Source organism: Rhodanobacter sp. FW510-R10 (assembly GCF_058781105.1).
Genome location: NZ_JBYSWL010000001.1, coordinates 766885 through 782809, shown reverse-complemented (window position 1 = coordinate 782809; position 15925 = coordinate 766885). Strand labels below are relative to the sequence as shown.

The following is a 15925-nucleotide window of genomic DNA, read 5'->3' as shown; positions in this document are numbered from 1 at the left end:
GCTGCCATGCTCACGCAGCCGGCGGCATCCTCCTCGCCATGAGCATTCGCGAATGGCCAGCCGGTGAGCGCCCCCGGGAAAAACTGCTGAGCCGCGGCAGCGGCGCGCTGTCCGATGCCGAGCTGCTCGCCGTGCTGCTCGGCAGCGGCAGCCGCGGCAAGGACGCCGTTGCCCTCGGCCGCGAGCTGCTGACCCAGACGGGTAGCCTGGGGGCTTTGCTGGGCAGGCCCGAAGGACAGGTTCGCAGCGGCGGATTGGGGCCCGCCAAGCGCGCACGTTTGGCCGCAGCGCTCGAGCTGGCTCGGCGCAGCTTGTCCGAGCAGCTCCGGGAGCAGCCGGCGCTCACCAGCCCAAAGGACAGTGGGAGCTATCTGCGCGCGCAACTGCGCCATCTTCCCTACGAGGTGTTCGCCTGCCTGTACCTGGACAACCGGCATCGGGTACTGGCCTTCGAGGAACTCTTCCGCGGCACCGTCGACGGCGCCAGCGTGCACGTCCGCGAAGTTGTCCGCGCTTGCCTGCGGCATAACGCCTGCGCCGTCATCTTTGCGCACAACCACCCTTCGGGCGTGGCCGAGCCCAGTGCCGCTGACCGTGCCATCACCCGGGATCTGGGCCATGCCTTGCAACTGGTCGGTGTGCGGGTCTTGGATCACTTGGTGATCGGCAGTGGCGAGCCGGTTTCCATGGCAGCCCGCGGTCTGCTCTGACCCCAGCATCCCACGCCGTCCGGGGCGGATATGCCTGGATGAATATGTTTTGCTTGTCTATTCCGATCAAACGGTGGCCGGCAAGTGCGTGAAACTTATGCACAATCCGAACACCGCTCAGTTGCGGGCGAAATGACCTGCAACGCTTCAGGTTGTATTTGTAATTTATTGATTGTAAATGAATATATCGACGTCATGCTGTCTCTCGGCTCCACGCAGGCTTCGAGTTCGCAGCTATCGCTCCCCTTGCCCACAGAGTTATCCACAGCCGACCTTCCGGCTGGCACCGGTAACCCGGCATCACGCTGGCAACCGATACGCACGTGGCTTGGGGCTCGGGAATGGCGGCGTCTGTTAATATCGCCGGTTCCATGCAGATCCCGGCGCCATAGTGAAAACACAGCTGCACGCCTTGATGGCCAAGGCGTTCCAAACCCTGAAGGCGCGCGCCGAACTCCCCGCCGATCTGGCACTGCCATCCTTCGTGATTGAGCGCGCACGCAACCGGGACCATGGCGATTTCGCCTGCAATATCGCCCTGCTGCTGGCAGGCGCGGTTCGCGCCAAACCGCGCGAGCTGGCCACGAAGTTGGTGGCGGCGCTGCCGCCGAGTCCGTTGCTGCAAAAAGTCGACGTTGCCGGGCCAGGCTTCATCAACTTCTTCCTCGCCGCGGATGCCGCGCTGGCGCAAATCAGGCGCATCCTGGCCGAGGGCGAGCATTACGGTCGTAACCAGAATGGCGGCGGGAAGACCGTCGGGGTGGAATTCGTTTCTGCCAACCCGACCGGTCCGCTGCACGTGGGCCATGGCCGGGCAGCTGCCATTGGCGATTGCCTGAGCCGGCTGCTCGCCGCCAATGGCTGGAATGTGCGCCGCGAGTTCTATTACAACGACGCTGGGGTGCAGATCGCCAACCTCGCCGCGTCCGTGCAAGCCCGCGCCCGCGGCATCGCTCCCGAAGATCCCGGTTGGCCGGAAAACGGCTATCGCGGCGACTACGTCGCGGAAGTGGCCCGGGCCTACCTGGAACGGGTGCCGGTGGTCGCCGACGGCGCCACGCTCCTGCCCAGCGGCGAGGTCGAGGACCTGGAAGCGATTCGTCGTTATGCCGTGGCCAGCCTGCGTCACGAGCAGGACCTGGACCTGGACGCGTTCGGAGTGCATTTCGACGTGCACTTCCTCGAATCCTCGCTGTACACGAGCGGCAAGGTCGAGGACACCGTGCACCTGCTGGTGGCAAACGGCTGCACCTACGAGGCGGACGGTGCGCTGTGGTTGCGCACCACGGATTTCGGCGATGACAAAGACCGCGTCATGCGCAAATCCGACGGCACCTACACTTATTTTGTGCCTGATGTGGCCTATCACCTGAGCAAGTGGGAGCGTGGCTACAAGCGCGCGATTACCGAGCTGGGCTCGGATCACCACGGTTCGCTCGCCCGGGTCAAGGCCGGGTTGCAGGCGCTCAAGGTCGGCATCCCAAAGGATTGGCCCGAATACGTGCTGCACCAGATGGTCACCGTCATGCGCGGCGGCGAAGAGGTGAAGATTTCCAAGCGCGCGGGCTCCTACGTCACTTTGCGCGACCTGATCGACGAGGTCGGCCGCGATGCCACCCGGTATTTCCTGATCGCGCGCAAATCCGACTCGCAACTGGTATTCGACGTCGACCTGGCACGGGCCAAGAGCAACGACAACCCGGTCTATTACATCCAGTACGCGCATGCGCGCGTCTGCAGCGTGCTGCGCCAGGCGACTGAGAAGGGCCTCGTCTTCGACCGCGACCAGGGCCTGGCCAACCTCGCCCGCCTCGACACCGAGCAAGAGCAGTTGCTGTTGACCGAACTGGCCAAATACCCGGAGCTGGTGGAAGCCGCGGCCACCGCACTGGAACCGCAGCTGCTCGCCAGCGGCCTGCGCGAGTTGGCAAACGCCTTCCATGTCTACTACAACTCACACCAGTTCCTGGTCGACGACGCGGCATTGCGCAATGCGCGCCTTGCGCTCGCGGTGGCCACCAGGCAAGTATTGAGCAATGGCCTGGGCCTGCTTGGGCTCACCGCTCCGGAGAAAATGTAATGGCCGCGCGCAAGGGTAGAAACCGCCAGGCAGTCCGCAACCGGCAGGGCGGCTTCCCGGGATGGGGCTATGCCGTGGTGGCGTTCATCGTCGGCGCCTTGCTGATGGTCGTGGTGTTGCGCGGCGACCTGTTGCGTAGCATGAAGTCCGACAGCGGCCCGCAAGCGAACCCACAGGCCGTCGCCCAGGGCGATGGCGACCAGGGCGTAGCCACCGGCGCCAGCAACGCCGCGCCGAGCAAGAGGCCGCAATACGATTTTTATTCGGTACTGTCCGAGAAGGAAGTGCGCATCCCGGATGCCGAGATCAGCGCCCAAGCCCGTGCGGAGCAGCAGCAAAAGCAGCTTGCCGCCCAACAGGCGGCTCAGGCGGCTCAGGCTGCACAAGCCGCGCAAGCCGTGGCCGCGCCCCCGGCCGCACCAGCGGCAGCCCAGCCCGATCTGGAAGGCGCAGTGAGCAAGAACATTGCCGCAGCGCCCGCGAGTGCGCTGCCCATGCCCGCGGCGGGGAGTGGCTATCTGTTGCAGGTCGGCGCGTTCCCCAGCCCGGCGGATGCCGATGCACTGAAAGCCAAGCTCGCGTTGCAGGGTTTCGTGGCCCAGGTGCAAACCGCCACCATCGAAGGCCAAACTTACCATCGGGTGCGACTGGGTCCTTTCCGCTCCGCCACCGAGCTGGAATCGACCAAGCAGCGGCTGGCTGGCGCGGGTTTCAATGCCATTGCCTTGAAGGCAGGCAACTAGCGTCGTCGCGCCACACCCAGCGCACACCAATCCCACCACCACCCCTACGCCATTGCCCATGCCTGACAAAACCGTCTGGATCACCGGTGCCACCGCGGGTTTCGGTGCCGCCACCGCGGAACGCTTCCTGCATGGTGGCTGGCGCGTGATTGCCAGCGGCCGCCGCGCCGAACGCCTGCGTGCACTGGCGGCACAGCACGACACCGCGCAGCTCTATACCTGCGCCTTCGACCTGCGCGACCTGAACGCCGTGCGCACCGCCGTTGCCGACCTGCCCGAGGCCTTTGCCGGCATCGACCTGCTGGTCAACAACGCCGGCCTGGCGCTGGGCATGGCGCCGGCACAACAGGCGGACCTCGCCCAATGGCAGCAGATGATCGACACCAACGTCACGGCGCTGGTGGCCATGACGCGCCTGCTGCTGCCGCGGTTGATCGAGCGTCGCGGCGCGCTGATCAACCTGAGCTCGATTTCCGGCAGCTATGCCTACCGCGGCGGCAACGTTTACGGCGCCACCAAGGCCTTCGTCACCCAGTTCTCGCAGAACCTGCGCACCGACCTGCACGGCACGGGCGTGCGCGTGACCTCGGTCGAGCCAGGCATGGCCGAGACCGAATTCACCCTGGTGCGCACCGGTGGCGACCAGGCCGCTTCGGACCAGCTCTATGCCGGCGCGCATCCGATCACGGCCCACGACATGGCCGAGACGATCTGGTGGATCGCCAACTTGCCGCCGCACTTCAACGTCAACCGCATCGAGGTGATGCCGGTTAGCCAGTCGGCCGCCGGCCTACAGGTGCACCGCGACTGATACAGGCGTTGCTCAGCGCGCGCCGTCGGCAAGATAGGTGTAGGCGGTGAGCCCGGCTTCGAGGGTGGCATACAGCGCCTCGGCCTCGCTCCCGGCGTAACCAGCATCGGCAATGCGCCGGCGGAAGCAGGCGCGCAAAGCCGTGAGATCGTAGCCGACGTAATCCAGCATCACATCGGTGGTGTCACCACGACGGATATGTGAAAAACGGAAACCGTCGCCGTCGATGCGCACGTTCACCGCATCAGTGTCACCGAACAAGTTGTGGATGTCGCCCAGGGTTTCCTGGTACGCCCCCACCATGAAGATGCCAAGGCAATAGCGCTCACCCTCGCGCAACGCATGCAAGGCCAGGCTCACGTCCACGCCTTCGGCATCGACATAATGGTCGATACGGCCGTCCGAATCGCAAGTCAGGTCGACGATGACGCCGCGCCGCGTGGGCGTTTCATCCAGGCGGGAAATCGGTGCGATCGGGAAGATCTGGCCGATCGCCCACACGTCCGGTATCGATTCGAACACGGAGAAATTGGCGAAGTACTTGTCCACCAGTTTCTCGTCAAGTTCATCGTGCACCTGTCGATGCGCGCGCTCTGCCGGCAGCAAGCGGCCGCGCACCGCATTGATGACGGCGTAGTACAAGTCGTCCAGGCGCGCGCGGTGGGCCAGGTCAAGCTGTCCGGCGGCAAACTGGGCCTGGCCCTCGGCCAGCAACTGCTTGGCCTCGTGGAACAATTCCAGGGCCGGGCGCTGATCCAGTTGCGCCCAGGTGGCACGCATGTCCCGCAATACTGCCGGCTCGCCACTGGTCGCCGGGGCCACCATGCCCGGTGGCAGCGTCTCCACCTCGGAAACGTTCACCACCATCACCGCGTGATGCGCGGTCATCGCCCGCCCGGCTTCAGTCAGGATGTGCGGTGCAGGCAAGCCTTCGGCCCGTGTCGCCTCGGCCAGGGCTTGGACGATGGCCTGGGCATATTGCTCAAGCGAGTAATTGATCGAGTTGTAGCTGCGCGAACGCGAGCCCTCATAGTCCACGCCCAATCCACCGCCCACGTCCACCACGTCCAGCGGCACGCCCAGGTGCAGCAGTTCGACGTAATAGCGTGTGGCCTCGCGCATGCCGTTGGCGATGTCGTGCAGGTTGGAGATCTGCGAGCCCATGTGGAAGTGCTGCAACCGCAACGTGTGCTTGAGGCCGGCCGTCTCCAGCCGGGCAACCAGCTCGAGGACCTGCGAGGGCGAGAGGCCAAACTTGCCCTTGTCGCCGCCCGTGTTCTGCCATTTGCCAGCACCAATCGAGGCCAGGCGCACGCGCACGCCCAGCTGCGGCTCCACGCCGAGCGCTGCAGCCTCGTCCAGAACATAGTCGAGCTCGGACAATTTCTCGACGACGATGTACACGTTCAACCCGAGCTTGCGCCCGAGCAAGGCCAGGCGGATGTATTGGCGATCCTTATAGCCGTTGCAAACGATCGTGCAGCCAGTTCGGGCCATGCCGAGCACGGCCATCAGCTCGGGCTTGGAACCCGCTTCCAGGCCGAAGCCGCGAGTTCCGGCCGCGACCAGCTCGCCGACCACGCTGTGTTGCTGGTTGACCTTGATCGGGTACAACGCGGTATAGCCCCCGGCATACGCCGCGCTGGTCATTGCCTGCGCAAATGCGTGCTGCATGCGTGCCAGACGATCGGCGAGGATGTCCGGGAAGCGCACCAGCAGCGGTAGGCGCAGGCCCTCGGCGTGCGCGCGCTCGACGATCGCTGACAAGGCCAGCCCCGGGCCTGGCTCACCCCGTGGATACATCCGCAGCTGGCCGTTTGCGTCGACGTCGACGTAACCGTCACTCCAGTGGCGTACCGCGTAAGTGCGACGGGCGTCATCAATGGTCCATGCGGCATTCACGCAAGTTCTCCTCATGTTGAGCCATGCCCGGGGCGCCGGCAGCCGCTGGCGATCGCGCATTCGCTTACGAAAGGGCTGCGCCCTGCGTCGCGCAAGGCACGTCGGGCGTGCGGAGGCGTTCCGGCCTGCTGGCGCAGGCCAATCCACCGCGGTCGTTCATTGTAGTGAGCCGCCCCGGAGATGTGGAGCACCTGCACCCGTCATGGCGGCTTGTGGTTACACTTGCCGGTCGACTCATCCACTTTTCCAGGATCGCGCCATGTCGCAGCAGCCAGGCTGGTTCACCGAGGCTCACCAGGCTTCCGGCTCATCCATTGGTTTTCGCACCGAGCAATTGCTGCACAGCGAGAAGTCAGCGTTTCAGACGATTGACATCTACCAGACCACGGACTGGGGCAAGCTGATGGTCATCGATGGCTGCATCATGCTCACCGCCCGGGACAATTTCTTCTATCACGAGATGATGACGCATCCGGCGCTGTTCACCCATGCCTGCGCCAAACAGGTGGTGATCATCGGCGGCGGGGACTGCGGCACGCTGCGCGAGGTGTTGCGCCACGATGAGGTGGAGCACGTGGTGCAGGTGGAAATTGACGAGCGGGTCACCCGCCTGGCCGAGCAGTATTTCCCGGAGCTGTGCGAGAACAACGGTGACCCGCGGGCGGAACTGCGGTTCGAAGACGGCATCAAGTACCTCGCCGAAGCGACGACAGAGTCGATCGACCTGGTCATCGTGGATTCCACTGATCCGGTCGGACCCGCCGCCGGATTGTTCAACACGGCGTTCTACACTTCCTGCTTCAAGGCCTTGCGACACGGCGGGCTGCTGGTGCAGCAGAGCGAGTCGCCGCTGGTACACCTGGAGCTGATCAAGTCGATGCGCGCGGCCATGCACGCCGCCGGTTTCAGCGCCAGGCGCACCTTGCCGTTCCCGCAGCCCTGCTACCCCACCGGCTGGTGGAGTTGCACGATGGCGCGCAAGGGCGGCGAGCTGCACGATTTCCGCGAACGCGGCGCGCTCAGCAAGAAATTCCGCACCCACTATTACAACGCCGAGATCCACAAGGCGGCGCTGGCCCAACCTGAATTCATGCGCGAGACCTTGGTCGACTAGGAGCGTGGCGATGCCTGCCTGGCGCGACGGGTCGCGTTCAAACACCCGCCGGTATGCTGCCGCCGGTGTCCATCTGACGGAATAGGCATATGCGCGGCATGCGGGTTTTCACTTGGCTGGCTGGCCTCACCAGTGCGCTGCTGCTCACCACGGGGACCTCCACTTGGGCACAGAAGCGCAGCACCACCCCGACCCCGCGCATCACCGCCGCCGACCGCGCCCAGGACCAGGCCTTGCTGGCTTTCCAGCGCGACCTGGTCAGCGTGCTGGCCTTGCGTGCCGAGGCGCAGCCGTTGCTGGCCGCTGCGCTGCTGGCGCGGCCACTCAGCGAGCAGCCCGCGCCGCTGGGCTTCCACGCATTGATCGGGCGCGCCGCCGCCGCGCCTGGCGCCGGCCCGGTGGTCACCTGGGCGCGCCTGGCTGATTGCACCACGGTCCCGGGTCAATGTCCCAATCCGGATGCCAGCAAGGCCCTGGTGCAGGAGGCTGCGGACAACGCTGCAGTCTGGCTGCTCAAGCTCGGTGTCGACGTGCGCGCCCGCGATCACGTCGCCGCACGTGAAGACCTGGCCCAGGCTGCAGCCGCCAAGGCATATGACGATTACGTGGGCACCGGCCTGGAAGCGCTGGCCAAGACTGTCGGGACTTTGCCGCCCCCGGCCGCAACGGTCAATCCTGCATACGGCTCAGGCGCGCTGGCAACCCAGGTCATGCTGGTATTTGGTCTGGGGCATACGCTGCCGCAACCCGCCTTGCAGGTCGCGGCCAAGCTCTGCACGGCGCCCGACGCGGAGGCGGAAACCAAAGCGGAGTGCCTCAAGTTGGGCAAAATCCTGGAATGGGGCTCGAGCCCGCTGGCGCAATCCTTGGGATTGCATTTGCGCGAGACCCTGGCTGCCGATCCCGCACAGCAACGCGATGCAGCCCGACAGCGGATCAATCTCGCCTGGCAGGTCAAGAACTTTGCCGAGTTGAACGCGCGTGCGCTGCATGAGCGCGCTGTCGCCCAAGGCTTACTGGCCCTGGCGCGCAACGGCGGCACCGAAATGAGCCTGATGCTCGCGGCGCTGCGCGAAAACCACATCGGCGCGGAAGCACCTGCAGGCTGGTCTCCATCAGCCGAGCCCAAGCCCTGAGGCTTTCTGCCAAGCGACGCCGACCGCAGCTCGGACTGATGAGTGCTCGCCTGTTCCTTCCCCGAGGCTTCCCGGTTAGGCTTGTGCCACGCACGGTGGCAAGGATCGAGCGATGTTCACGACACTCGTCGCAAGCAGCAAGGGTGGCTGCGGGAAAAGCACGTTGGTGACGCAGCTGGCCGCGCAGTGGGCCCAGGCGGGCCAGCCCTCGACGATCATCGACGCCGACCGCCAGGGTTCCAGCATGCGCTGGACGACGCTGCGCCCGGACTCGGTTCCGGCAGTAACGGGATTGCCCGGAGGCCGCAAGTCGCTGGACCGGGTGCCAGGCGAGACCCGGCAACTGCTCATCGATACGCCAGCGGGCGCGGGCTTGCGCGAGCTCGGCCTGTACCTGGAGCTTGCCGACGCGCTGGTGATACCGGTATTGCCCTCGTCGTTCGACCTGGGGGCGACACAGGATTTCCTTGCCGAATTGCAACAGGTACCGGAGATCAAACGCGGCAAGTTGCCGGTTGCCCTGGTGGGCAACCGGCTCAAGCCGTGGACCCATGCCAGCCAGGACGCGCTTGCCGAGCTCGCCGGGAACGCGCCATTTCCGGTCGTGGCCCAGCTGCGCGACAGCCAGGCCTACGTGTTGCTGAGCGCGCTTGGCAAGGGCATATTCGACTACCAATCCGAACAGGTCCGCAGCCACCAGGAAGACTGGAAGCCTTTGTTGCGCTGGCTCCGGCGGCAACGGCGCTGAAGCATCCTCAACCGCGACACCAAGGCCACGCTTGCGCCTAGGCAGGCTCTGGAGTGTTTCCATGCAAGAACTGATTTTGGTGCGGCACGCTGAGGCCGAGACGGGAGCGTCGTCAGGCAAGGATCAAGATCGAGTGCTGACCCCGCATGGCATGGAAGAGGCACGCACTGCCGGAGTGTGGTTGGCCACCCATGGCGTGGTGCCCAACCACGTCCTCTGCTCCCCCGCCAAGCGTGCGGAGCAGACCGCGCGCCTGTTGCTGCAGGGGCTTGGCAGTACCTCGATTCCGAACCAGGTCGGGGAAATCTACAATGCCACGCCCGGCGAGCTGCTGGCGGTGCTGGATCGTTATGGCGACGCGCGCGCGATATTGTTGATCGGCCACAACCCTGGCATGGAGCGGCTGGTGGCATTGCTGGTCGAGGGCCGCTCCGACCAATTTCGCGGCATGCCACCCGCTGGTTTGGCGATACTGCAATTCAATGGCCCACTTGAACCCGGTAGCGCGCGCCTTGGCGCATTCTGGTCGCCATGACCCCTGGGTATAGCGTCACCACCCAGAAAGGGCCCGTATCGGCGGTGAGGTCGGAGAAGAGACCCGGTTGATGGCTCAGGCATGACCGTTTTTCGCCTCGCACTGGCATCGCTGCTGATCGGTTCGGTCCTCTCGGGATGCACGCTGACGCGGGCACAGGTGCGTCAGGCCGATGGCATCATTGCCGCCACAACGGACCGCAGCATCCCTTGCGGCGGACCGGCGCACTGCGCCGTGCCTTCGCCGCTGTGGGAGGCCGCCGAGCAGGCCATGCGCGATTCCACGCCGGGGCATCCGGTACACGTGGTAAGCCTGCTGGACGACGGTGAGACCGCCTTGGTCGCGCGATTGAACCTGATTCGGGCGGCCCGGCGGGCGGTGGACGTCCAGACGTACATCTGGGACGACGACGATGCCGGACTGGTCATGCTGGACGCGCTGGTCGAAGCGGCGCGGCGTGGAGTAAAGGTGCGCGTCCTGATTGACCAACTCGGCGCGTTCAGCGACTTGGGCCTGCTTGACGCGCTGGCACGGGCCAGCCCCAATTTGCGCGTGAAGCTCTACAACCCCACGTTCGATGATGCGCATACCTCGCCGTTGCAGTGGGCGGCCGGCATCGCGTGCTGCTTTTTCAAGTTCAATCAGCGCATGCACAACAAGGTCTTCATCATCGACGACCGGGTGGGTATCACCGGTGGGCGCAACTACCAAGACCGGTACTTCGACTGGGACCCAACTTTTGACTATGTCGACCGCGACGTCATGGTGGGCGGCCCGGCCGTGCGGCGCATGGCCGAGAGCTTTCGGCTGTTCTGGACGCATCGGCGCTCGGTCGGCTTGACGCACCTGCGCGACGTCAATCGCTATATCACGGCCCATCCGGATGGACCAGGCTGGATCACGCCCGTGTACGAACGTCCGCGCCGCGTGGCGCGCGTGCAGCTTGAAGCGGGCGATGACCCATGGTTGTCGGCACACGTCCTGGCACAGAGCCTGCGCACCGGCGATGTCGAGTTCTTCAGTGACATGCCGTCAAAGACCGAGGATCCGGATCAAACTGCGGCGGCCGCATTCACCCGGCATGTCGTGCAGATGGTCGGCGAGGCCAAGCGCGAAGTCGTCTTGCAGACGCCTTACCTTGTCATCAGCAAGCGTGCCGGCAAGATCTTTGAGCGTTTGCACGATCGGCAGCCGCCGCCTCGAATCCTGGTGTCGACGAACTCTCTGGCTGCGACAGATGCCTTCGTGACCTATGCGATGTCATATAAGCATCGCAAGCGTTATCTCGTGCGCTACGGCTTCGAGATCTATGAGTTCAAACCCCATGCGCCAATCGCAGGCGCGGCCTATCTTGACGCCAACAGTGAAGATCCGGAGCAGCCGCCCGATGCTGTCCAAGGCATTGCGCAGCGCAGGCTGGCCCAAGGCGAGCCGGCCGAAACCGGCGGTCGTGGCTTGTTTGGCAGCCGCGGCCAGCGACACCGCCCTGTGCCGCTGGTGAGTGAGGGACAACGCTTCAGCCTGCATGCCAAGTCCATCGTCGTGGACGAGGCCTTCGCGATGGTCGGCTCCCACAACTTCGACCCGCGCTCGGACCACTACAACACTGAAGCCGGGGTCATCGTCCATGACCAGCGCTTTGCGCGCCAGGTACGGGCATCGATCCTGCTCAGCACTACACCCGACAATGCCTGGGTGATCGCGCCGCGGAGCGCCACTGTACCCGTGCTCACCGACGTCAACCAGGCCATGGCGGAGGTGTCGTCGTATCTGCCAATCTTCGATCTCTGGCCATTCCGGTATGCGACCAGCTACGAACTCAATCCCGGGTGCCAGCCTTTGTCGATTTCCGATCCGGACTTCTATTCGTGTTACACCGCGGTCGGCGACTTCCCGGACGTCGCTTTGTCTGGCAAGTGGATCTACACCCGCCTGTTCACGGCTTTTGGCGTAGGAGCCAGCACCATCCTTTAGTCGACGCCAGCCATCAGGCGGTAGGACAACGTCAAAAAACACCACATCCGTATCGCGCGCAGGGGATGCCAGGCATTTTGCTTGAGGCCAGGCAATCGCCACAGCGAGCGGTAGTCACAGACGCTGGACGGGCTGGTCATGGACAATGCGGTGCCGGCATCGCGCGGCGTTATCGCCGCCAAACGAAAAGCGGCCCGCAAATGCAGGCCGCTCCCTTCCTTTAGCGTTGTTCCCCAGTCTTTTCTGTGCCTAGCCGCCGGCAAATCCAATTTTTACAAGGTCGTAGGTCTTGGCCGCAGCCAGGACGTGTGCGACATATTTGTACGCCGCGGCGTCATCCGGTCCAATCTGGATCTCCGGTTGCTCCTTCTGCTGGGCAATGACGGCCAGCTGTGCCTGCAAACCTTGATCATCCACCGGAACGTCATTCCAATAGAAGGACCCAGCACGATCGATCCGCAAGTGGATGGGATCCAGGGGTTTGGTGGTCGGCGGATTCGGATTGGGCTGCGGGAGATCGACCTTGATCTTCAAGGCCGGAATCGGTGCCGTGATCATGAAGATGATCAGCAACACCAACAGAACGTCGACCAACGGTGTCACGTTGATCTCATTCATCGGGCCCGCATGTTCAACTTTTTTCGATTTGGCCATGACGCTTACTCCTGGTGCGGCTTGCCGATCGTCATGAAGCCGACATGGACCATGCCTTGGCTCTTGGCGTCATTTAGCGCCGCCCTGACCAGCTTGAATTCGGTGTTCTGGTCAGCCCGAATCTGCAATTCGGGCTGGGGGATCTTCTGTGCAGCCACGGCCAACGTGGCCCGCAGTTCCGAACTGGTGATCGGCTGGTCATTGAAATACAAGCTGCCGTCCTGCTTGATTGCCAGATCCAATGGAGGAGTCTTGGCCACGTCTTCCTTGGCATGCGGGTTGGCAATCGGCAGGTCGATCTTGATGGAATGGGTCATCAAGGGAGCAGTGATCATGAAGATGATCAGCAGCACCAACATCACATCCACCAGTGGGGTGACGTTGATTTCCGCCATCATCCCACTGGCATTGCCTCCGGCACTCATCGACATGGGTTAAGCCCTCAATTCTGACTTTCGACGCGCGAACCCGTGGCGAAGAAATCGTGCAGGTCATTCGCGAACTCGTCGAAGCGTGCAAACGTCACCCGGTTTGCCCGGTTGAAGGCGTTGAACGCAAAGGTCGCGGGAATGGCGGCGAACAAGCCGAATGCGGTCATCAGCAATGCCTCACCGACAGGACCCGCCACGACCGCCATCGACGCGTCGCCGGATGCGGCAATACGAATCAACGCGTGGTAAATGCCCCAGACCGTACCGAGCAGACCGACGAACGGTGCCGCGGAACCGACCGTTGCCAACAAGGTCAAGCCAGCCTCGAGACGCAGACTCTCGCGAGCAATTGCCTGACGCAACGCGCGGTCAATGAACTCGGAACGAGTGAGCGCACTGGCCACCCGTCCGTCAGCAGTTGCCGTGGCCTGGGAATGTTGGTGGTGGGCCACCGCCGCTGCCGCGTCCAGGGCAATCTTTGAGAACGGCTCGCTCTTTGGCTGTGCTTCCAATTCGCGGATGGCCTCCTGCGTATTGGACGTAGCCCAAAACCCGTCGATCACCTTGTCGGCGCGCCGGCTCACTACGATGTTGCGGATCGTATTCACCACAATGTAATACCACGTCAGGAACGACATGATGATCAAGGTGACGAAGACGACCCAACCGAGCCAGTCGAAGTGTTGCATCAAGTCACCGAAGCCCATCTGCTTCATGGCTTCAGCATTGCTATTGCCACCCAATGCTGGCGCGGCACCGGTCGTATCAGGAGTCTGTAGGAACATAACGCTACCCTAAGGAAGTCAAGCGTGAACTGTAACTGTAATCGATCACCGCCGGTTACAGCCGATTGGGTTACATCTGGTTGAGGTTGAAAGTGACTGGTACACGAGCGTAGCCCTCAACCTTTTGTCCATTACGGACCGTCGGGTTGAAGCGCCATTGTTTTGCGGCATCCATGGCCGAACGATCAAGTTCTCGATAACCACTGGACTTCTCGACCTTGATGTCCTTGGGCGAGCCGTCCGTACCCACCAGGATCAGCAGGATAACCGTCCCTTCGTGCCGAGCACGCACTGCCTGGGGCGGATACTTGGGCTGGATTTGACTGTTGTAACTCAGATCCTGGCTGGCCTGGGTATCGGCCACGGGCGGCGGTGGCGGCTTCGGTGGCGCGGGCGGTACCGCCTGCACCTGGTTCTGCGAAACCTCCGCTACGGGCGGTGGAGTCGGAGTCGGCGGCGGTTGCGGCGGCGGCTCTTTCGGCGGCGGCTGCTTGGGTGGCTCGGGCGGCGGCGGCGGCGGCGGCGGCGGCGGCGGCGGCGGCTCGATGAAGTTTACCTGGACAATCTGCTCTTTCTTCACCTTCGCCGGTTGGTCCGGAGCGACAGGTGCAACCATCAGCAGAAACGCGAAAGCATGCAGCCCGACCGCCACGGCCAATGCCCAGGTGCGCTTCCAACTAAACCGCCTGTTTTCATCGTTACGAGAGGCCATCTGTCACTGTCTGAAGCTGATCGAGCGGGATAAGGACGTCACCACGAAGCCGTGACACGCAACCACCCCTGACTTGTGGGCGGTACGCACCACCGAGGAAACGCGAGGATAAGACAACCGATACTACAACAACCCGAAACTCATGTATAGCATTTTTCCCCTGTCTGGACATCACGAATGGACGTCCATCTGGCGTTGTACTGGTCAGCCGATATAGCCTTCCATTCAGCGGCCACCGTTTTGTTGTTGTTTGAGCCATTCCTTGGCCTTGGCTGCGGTTTCCGGCTGCTCCGCTGCCTTCTTCATGGCGGCGATCGCTTCGGCCTTGTGCTTCAAGCCGCGCTCACTGGCGGCCAGCACCATGTAGGCATTGCCCTTGTGGTCAGTGAGACCCTTGTCCAGCGCCTCTTGCGAATACTTCTTGGCATCCGCGTACTTGTTTTCGGTGATCAATACCTGAGCCGCACGCAAGGAAGCCTCACCGTCGCTCGCGGTAGCGGAGGCCTTGATGTAGTTGTCCACCGCCTGCGCGTTGTTGTCGGCGAGTTGCGCCGCCTCGCCGAGCAAGGTGTAGTTTGCGGTGCTCTTGGGAATGATGCCCTTGCTCATGCCATCATCAATAACTTGCGCAGCCTTGATGGCGTTCGGCTTGGGATCGTCACTGGACTGGCCGGTGATCAGGTACAGCTTGGCCAGGTTCACGTAATGTGTTTCGCTCTTGAGCGTGCCGTTGGCGCGCGCCTTCTCCATCAGGTCGATGGCTTCCGGATATTTCTTCGCGTCGGTCAGGATGGCGACGGCGTTGTTCAAGGCGGTCGCATCGTTTGGCGCTGCGGCCACCTGGTCCATTGCCAGTTTCGCGGCCAGGTCGGGCTGCCCGCTTTCGGCGTAGCTCGCCATCAGGATCTGGTCCCAGCTGGGCTCGGACTTGGTGCTCAGCGATTTAGCCTTCTGGATGGCTGCAATGGCTTCCGGGTACTTTTTCAGGCGGTAGTCGGCGTTGCCCTCCAGCGCATAGGAGTCGGCTGTTTCTCTTTTGCCTTCCTCACGCCACTTCGTCAGCGTGTTCAGCGAGGCTTGGTAGTCCTGGTCGGCCATCTGGAACTGCGCCAGCATGTACAACAACTGGAAGTAGGTGTCGTTCGGCATCACCCCGAGGTCGAGGGCCTGCTGCAGCATGGCGATGGCGCCTTTCACGTCACCACTCTGGTACTTGAGGCCGGCCAAACCTTGCAGGGCCATCGCCTGGGCGTACTTGCTCTTGCTCTTGTCGATGATCGGCTGCAGATCTTTCTGTGCCTTCTCGGCGTCTCCGGCGTTTGCGGCTTCCAGGCCTTCGTTGATGGCCTTCTGGTCGCGCGGGTTGGTCAGGTCGAGCTTCGGCTCCTTGCGCGTCGCGTTGGGATACAGCGCCTCAGGTTTGTCACTCTTGGAGGATTGCGCTGCGGCCACCGGCGTGACGTATACCGTGGCCAAGCCGGTGCCCATGCACAACACCGCCGCAAATGCGCTGGTCAACAGCTTCTTCTTCATGCAATCACCCGTACGTGTAAGTAGACGGCTCTATCTGGCGAGCCGAGCGCATAGTTA

Annotated in this window: 15 protein-coding genes; 9 read left to right on the top strand and 6 right to left on the bottom strand. The window is 63.3% G+C overall.

The annotated features are described in order from the left end of the window. The first annotated feature begins 38 nt into the window (after positions 1 to 38). From radC to AC3WJB_RS03180, 4 genes are all read left to right on the top strand, one after another. A complete protein-coding gene (gene radC / locus AC3WJB_RS03195) occupies positions 39 to 710 on the top strand; it encodes a RadC family protein (protein WP_492678642.1) in 672 nt (223 codons plus the stop codon). A gap of 391 nt (positions 711 to 1101) precedes the next feature. Then, positions 1102 to 2790: an arginine--tRNA ligase gene (gene argS / locus AC3WJB_RS03190; protein ID WP_492678640.1), complete on the top strand. Its 1689-nt coding sequence runs from the start codon at positions 1102 to 1104 to the stop codon at positions 2788 to 2790. Continuing rightward, positions 2790 to 3533 (top strand): SPOR domain-containing protein, encoded by a 744-nt coding sequence (locus tag AC3WJB_RS03185; protein ID WP_492678638.1) that lies wholly within the window; start codon positions 2790 to 2792, stop codon positions 3531 to 3533. Before argS ends, AC3WJB_RS03185 begins: the two co-directional genes overlap by 1 nt. Before the next feature lie 58 nt (positions 3534 to 3591). Then, on the top strand, positions 3592 to 4344 hold the full coding sequence (locus tag AC3WJB_RS03180; protein WP_492678636.1) for an SDR family NAD(P)-dependent oxidoreductase: 753 nt from the start codon (positions 3592 to 3594) through the stop codon (positions 4342 to 4344). A 12-nt stretch (positions 4345 to 4356) separates the two neighbouring features. On the opposite strand, the gene speA is transcribed toward AC3WJB_RS03180, so the two are convergent. Further along, positions 4357 to 6261, bottom strand: a complete 1905-nt coding sequence (gene speA / locus AC3WJB_RS03175) for a biosynthetic arginine decarboxylase (protein WP_492678634.1) — start codon at positions 6259 to 6261, stop codon at positions 4357 to 4359. A gap of 244 nt (positions 6262 to 6505) precedes the next feature. On the opposite strand from speA, the gene speE reads away from it, so the two are divergent. From speE to AC3WJB_RS03150, 5 genes are all read left to right on the top strand, one after another. Continuing rightward, positions 6506 to 7360, top strand: a complete 855-nt coding sequence (gene speE, locus AC3WJB_RS03170; RefSeq protein WP_492678632.1) for a polyamine aminopropyltransferase — start codon at positions 6506 to 6508, stop codon at positions 7358 to 7360. Between the two features lie 98 nt (positions 7361 to 7458). Next, entirely contained in the window at positions 7459 to 8496 is a 1038-nt protein-coding gene (locus AC3WJB_RS03165; protein ID WP_492678630.1) for a hypothetical protein, read from the top strand. Between the two features lie 112 nt (positions 8497 to 8608). After that, positions 8609 to 9244, top strand: coding sequence for a nucleotide-binding protein (locus AC3WJB_RS03160; RefSeq protein WP_492678628.1), 636 nt, complete (start codon positions 8609 to 8611; stop codon positions 9242 to 9244). A 61-nt stretch (positions 9245 to 9305) separates the two neighbouring features. Further along, positions 9306 to 9779: a SixA phosphatase family protein gene (locus AC3WJB_RS03155; protein WP_492678626.1), complete on the top strand. Its 474-nt coding sequence runs from the start codon at positions 9306 to 9308 to the stop codon at positions 9777 to 9779. Positions 9780 to 9860: 81 nt separating this feature from the next. After that, positions 9861 to 11753, top strand: a complete 1893-nt coding sequence (locus tag AC3WJB_RS03150; RefSeq protein ID WP_492678624.1) for a phospholipase D-like domain-containing protein — start codon at positions 9861 to 9863, stop codon at positions 11751 to 11753. A 249-nt stretch (positions 11754 to 12002) separates the two neighbouring features. Here AC3WJB_RS03150 and AC3WJB_RS03145 read toward each other — a convergent pair whose 3' ends face one another. The 5 genes from AC3WJB_RS03145 to AC3WJB_RS03125 form a co-directional block, all read right to left on the bottom strand. After that, a complete protein-coding gene (locus tag AC3WJB_RS03145) occupies positions 12003 to 12407 on the bottom strand; it encodes an ExbD/TolR family protein (RefSeq protein WP_492678622.1) in 405 nt (134 codons plus the stop codon). Positions 12408 to 12412: 5 nt separating this feature from the next. After that, positions 12413 to 12838 (bottom strand): ExbD/TolR family protein, encoded by a 426-nt coding sequence (locus AC3WJB_RS03140; RefSeq protein ID WP_492678620.1) that lies wholly within the window; start codon positions 12836 to 12838, stop codon positions 12413 to 12415. An 11-nt stretch (positions 12839 to 12849) separates the two neighbouring features. After that, positions 12850 to 13623, bottom strand: coding sequence for a MotA/TolQ/ExbB proton channel family protein (locus AC3WJB_RS03135; RefSeq protein ID WP_492678618.1), 774 nt, complete (start codon positions 13621 to 13623; stop codon positions 12850 to 12852). A 70-nt stretch (positions 13624 to 13693) separates the two neighbouring features. Then, entirely contained in the window at positions 13694 to 14335 is a 642-nt protein-coding gene (locus AC3WJB_RS03130; RefSeq protein WP_492678616.1) for an energy transducer TonB, read from the bottom strand. Between the two features lie 225 nt (positions 14336 to 14560). Then, positions 14561 to 15868, bottom strand: coding sequence for a tetratricopeptide repeat protein (locus tag AC3WJB_RS03125; RefSeq protein WP_492678614.1), 1308 nt, complete (start codon positions 15866 to 15868; stop codon positions 14561 to 14563). Positions 15869 to 15925: the final 57 nt, after the last annotated feature.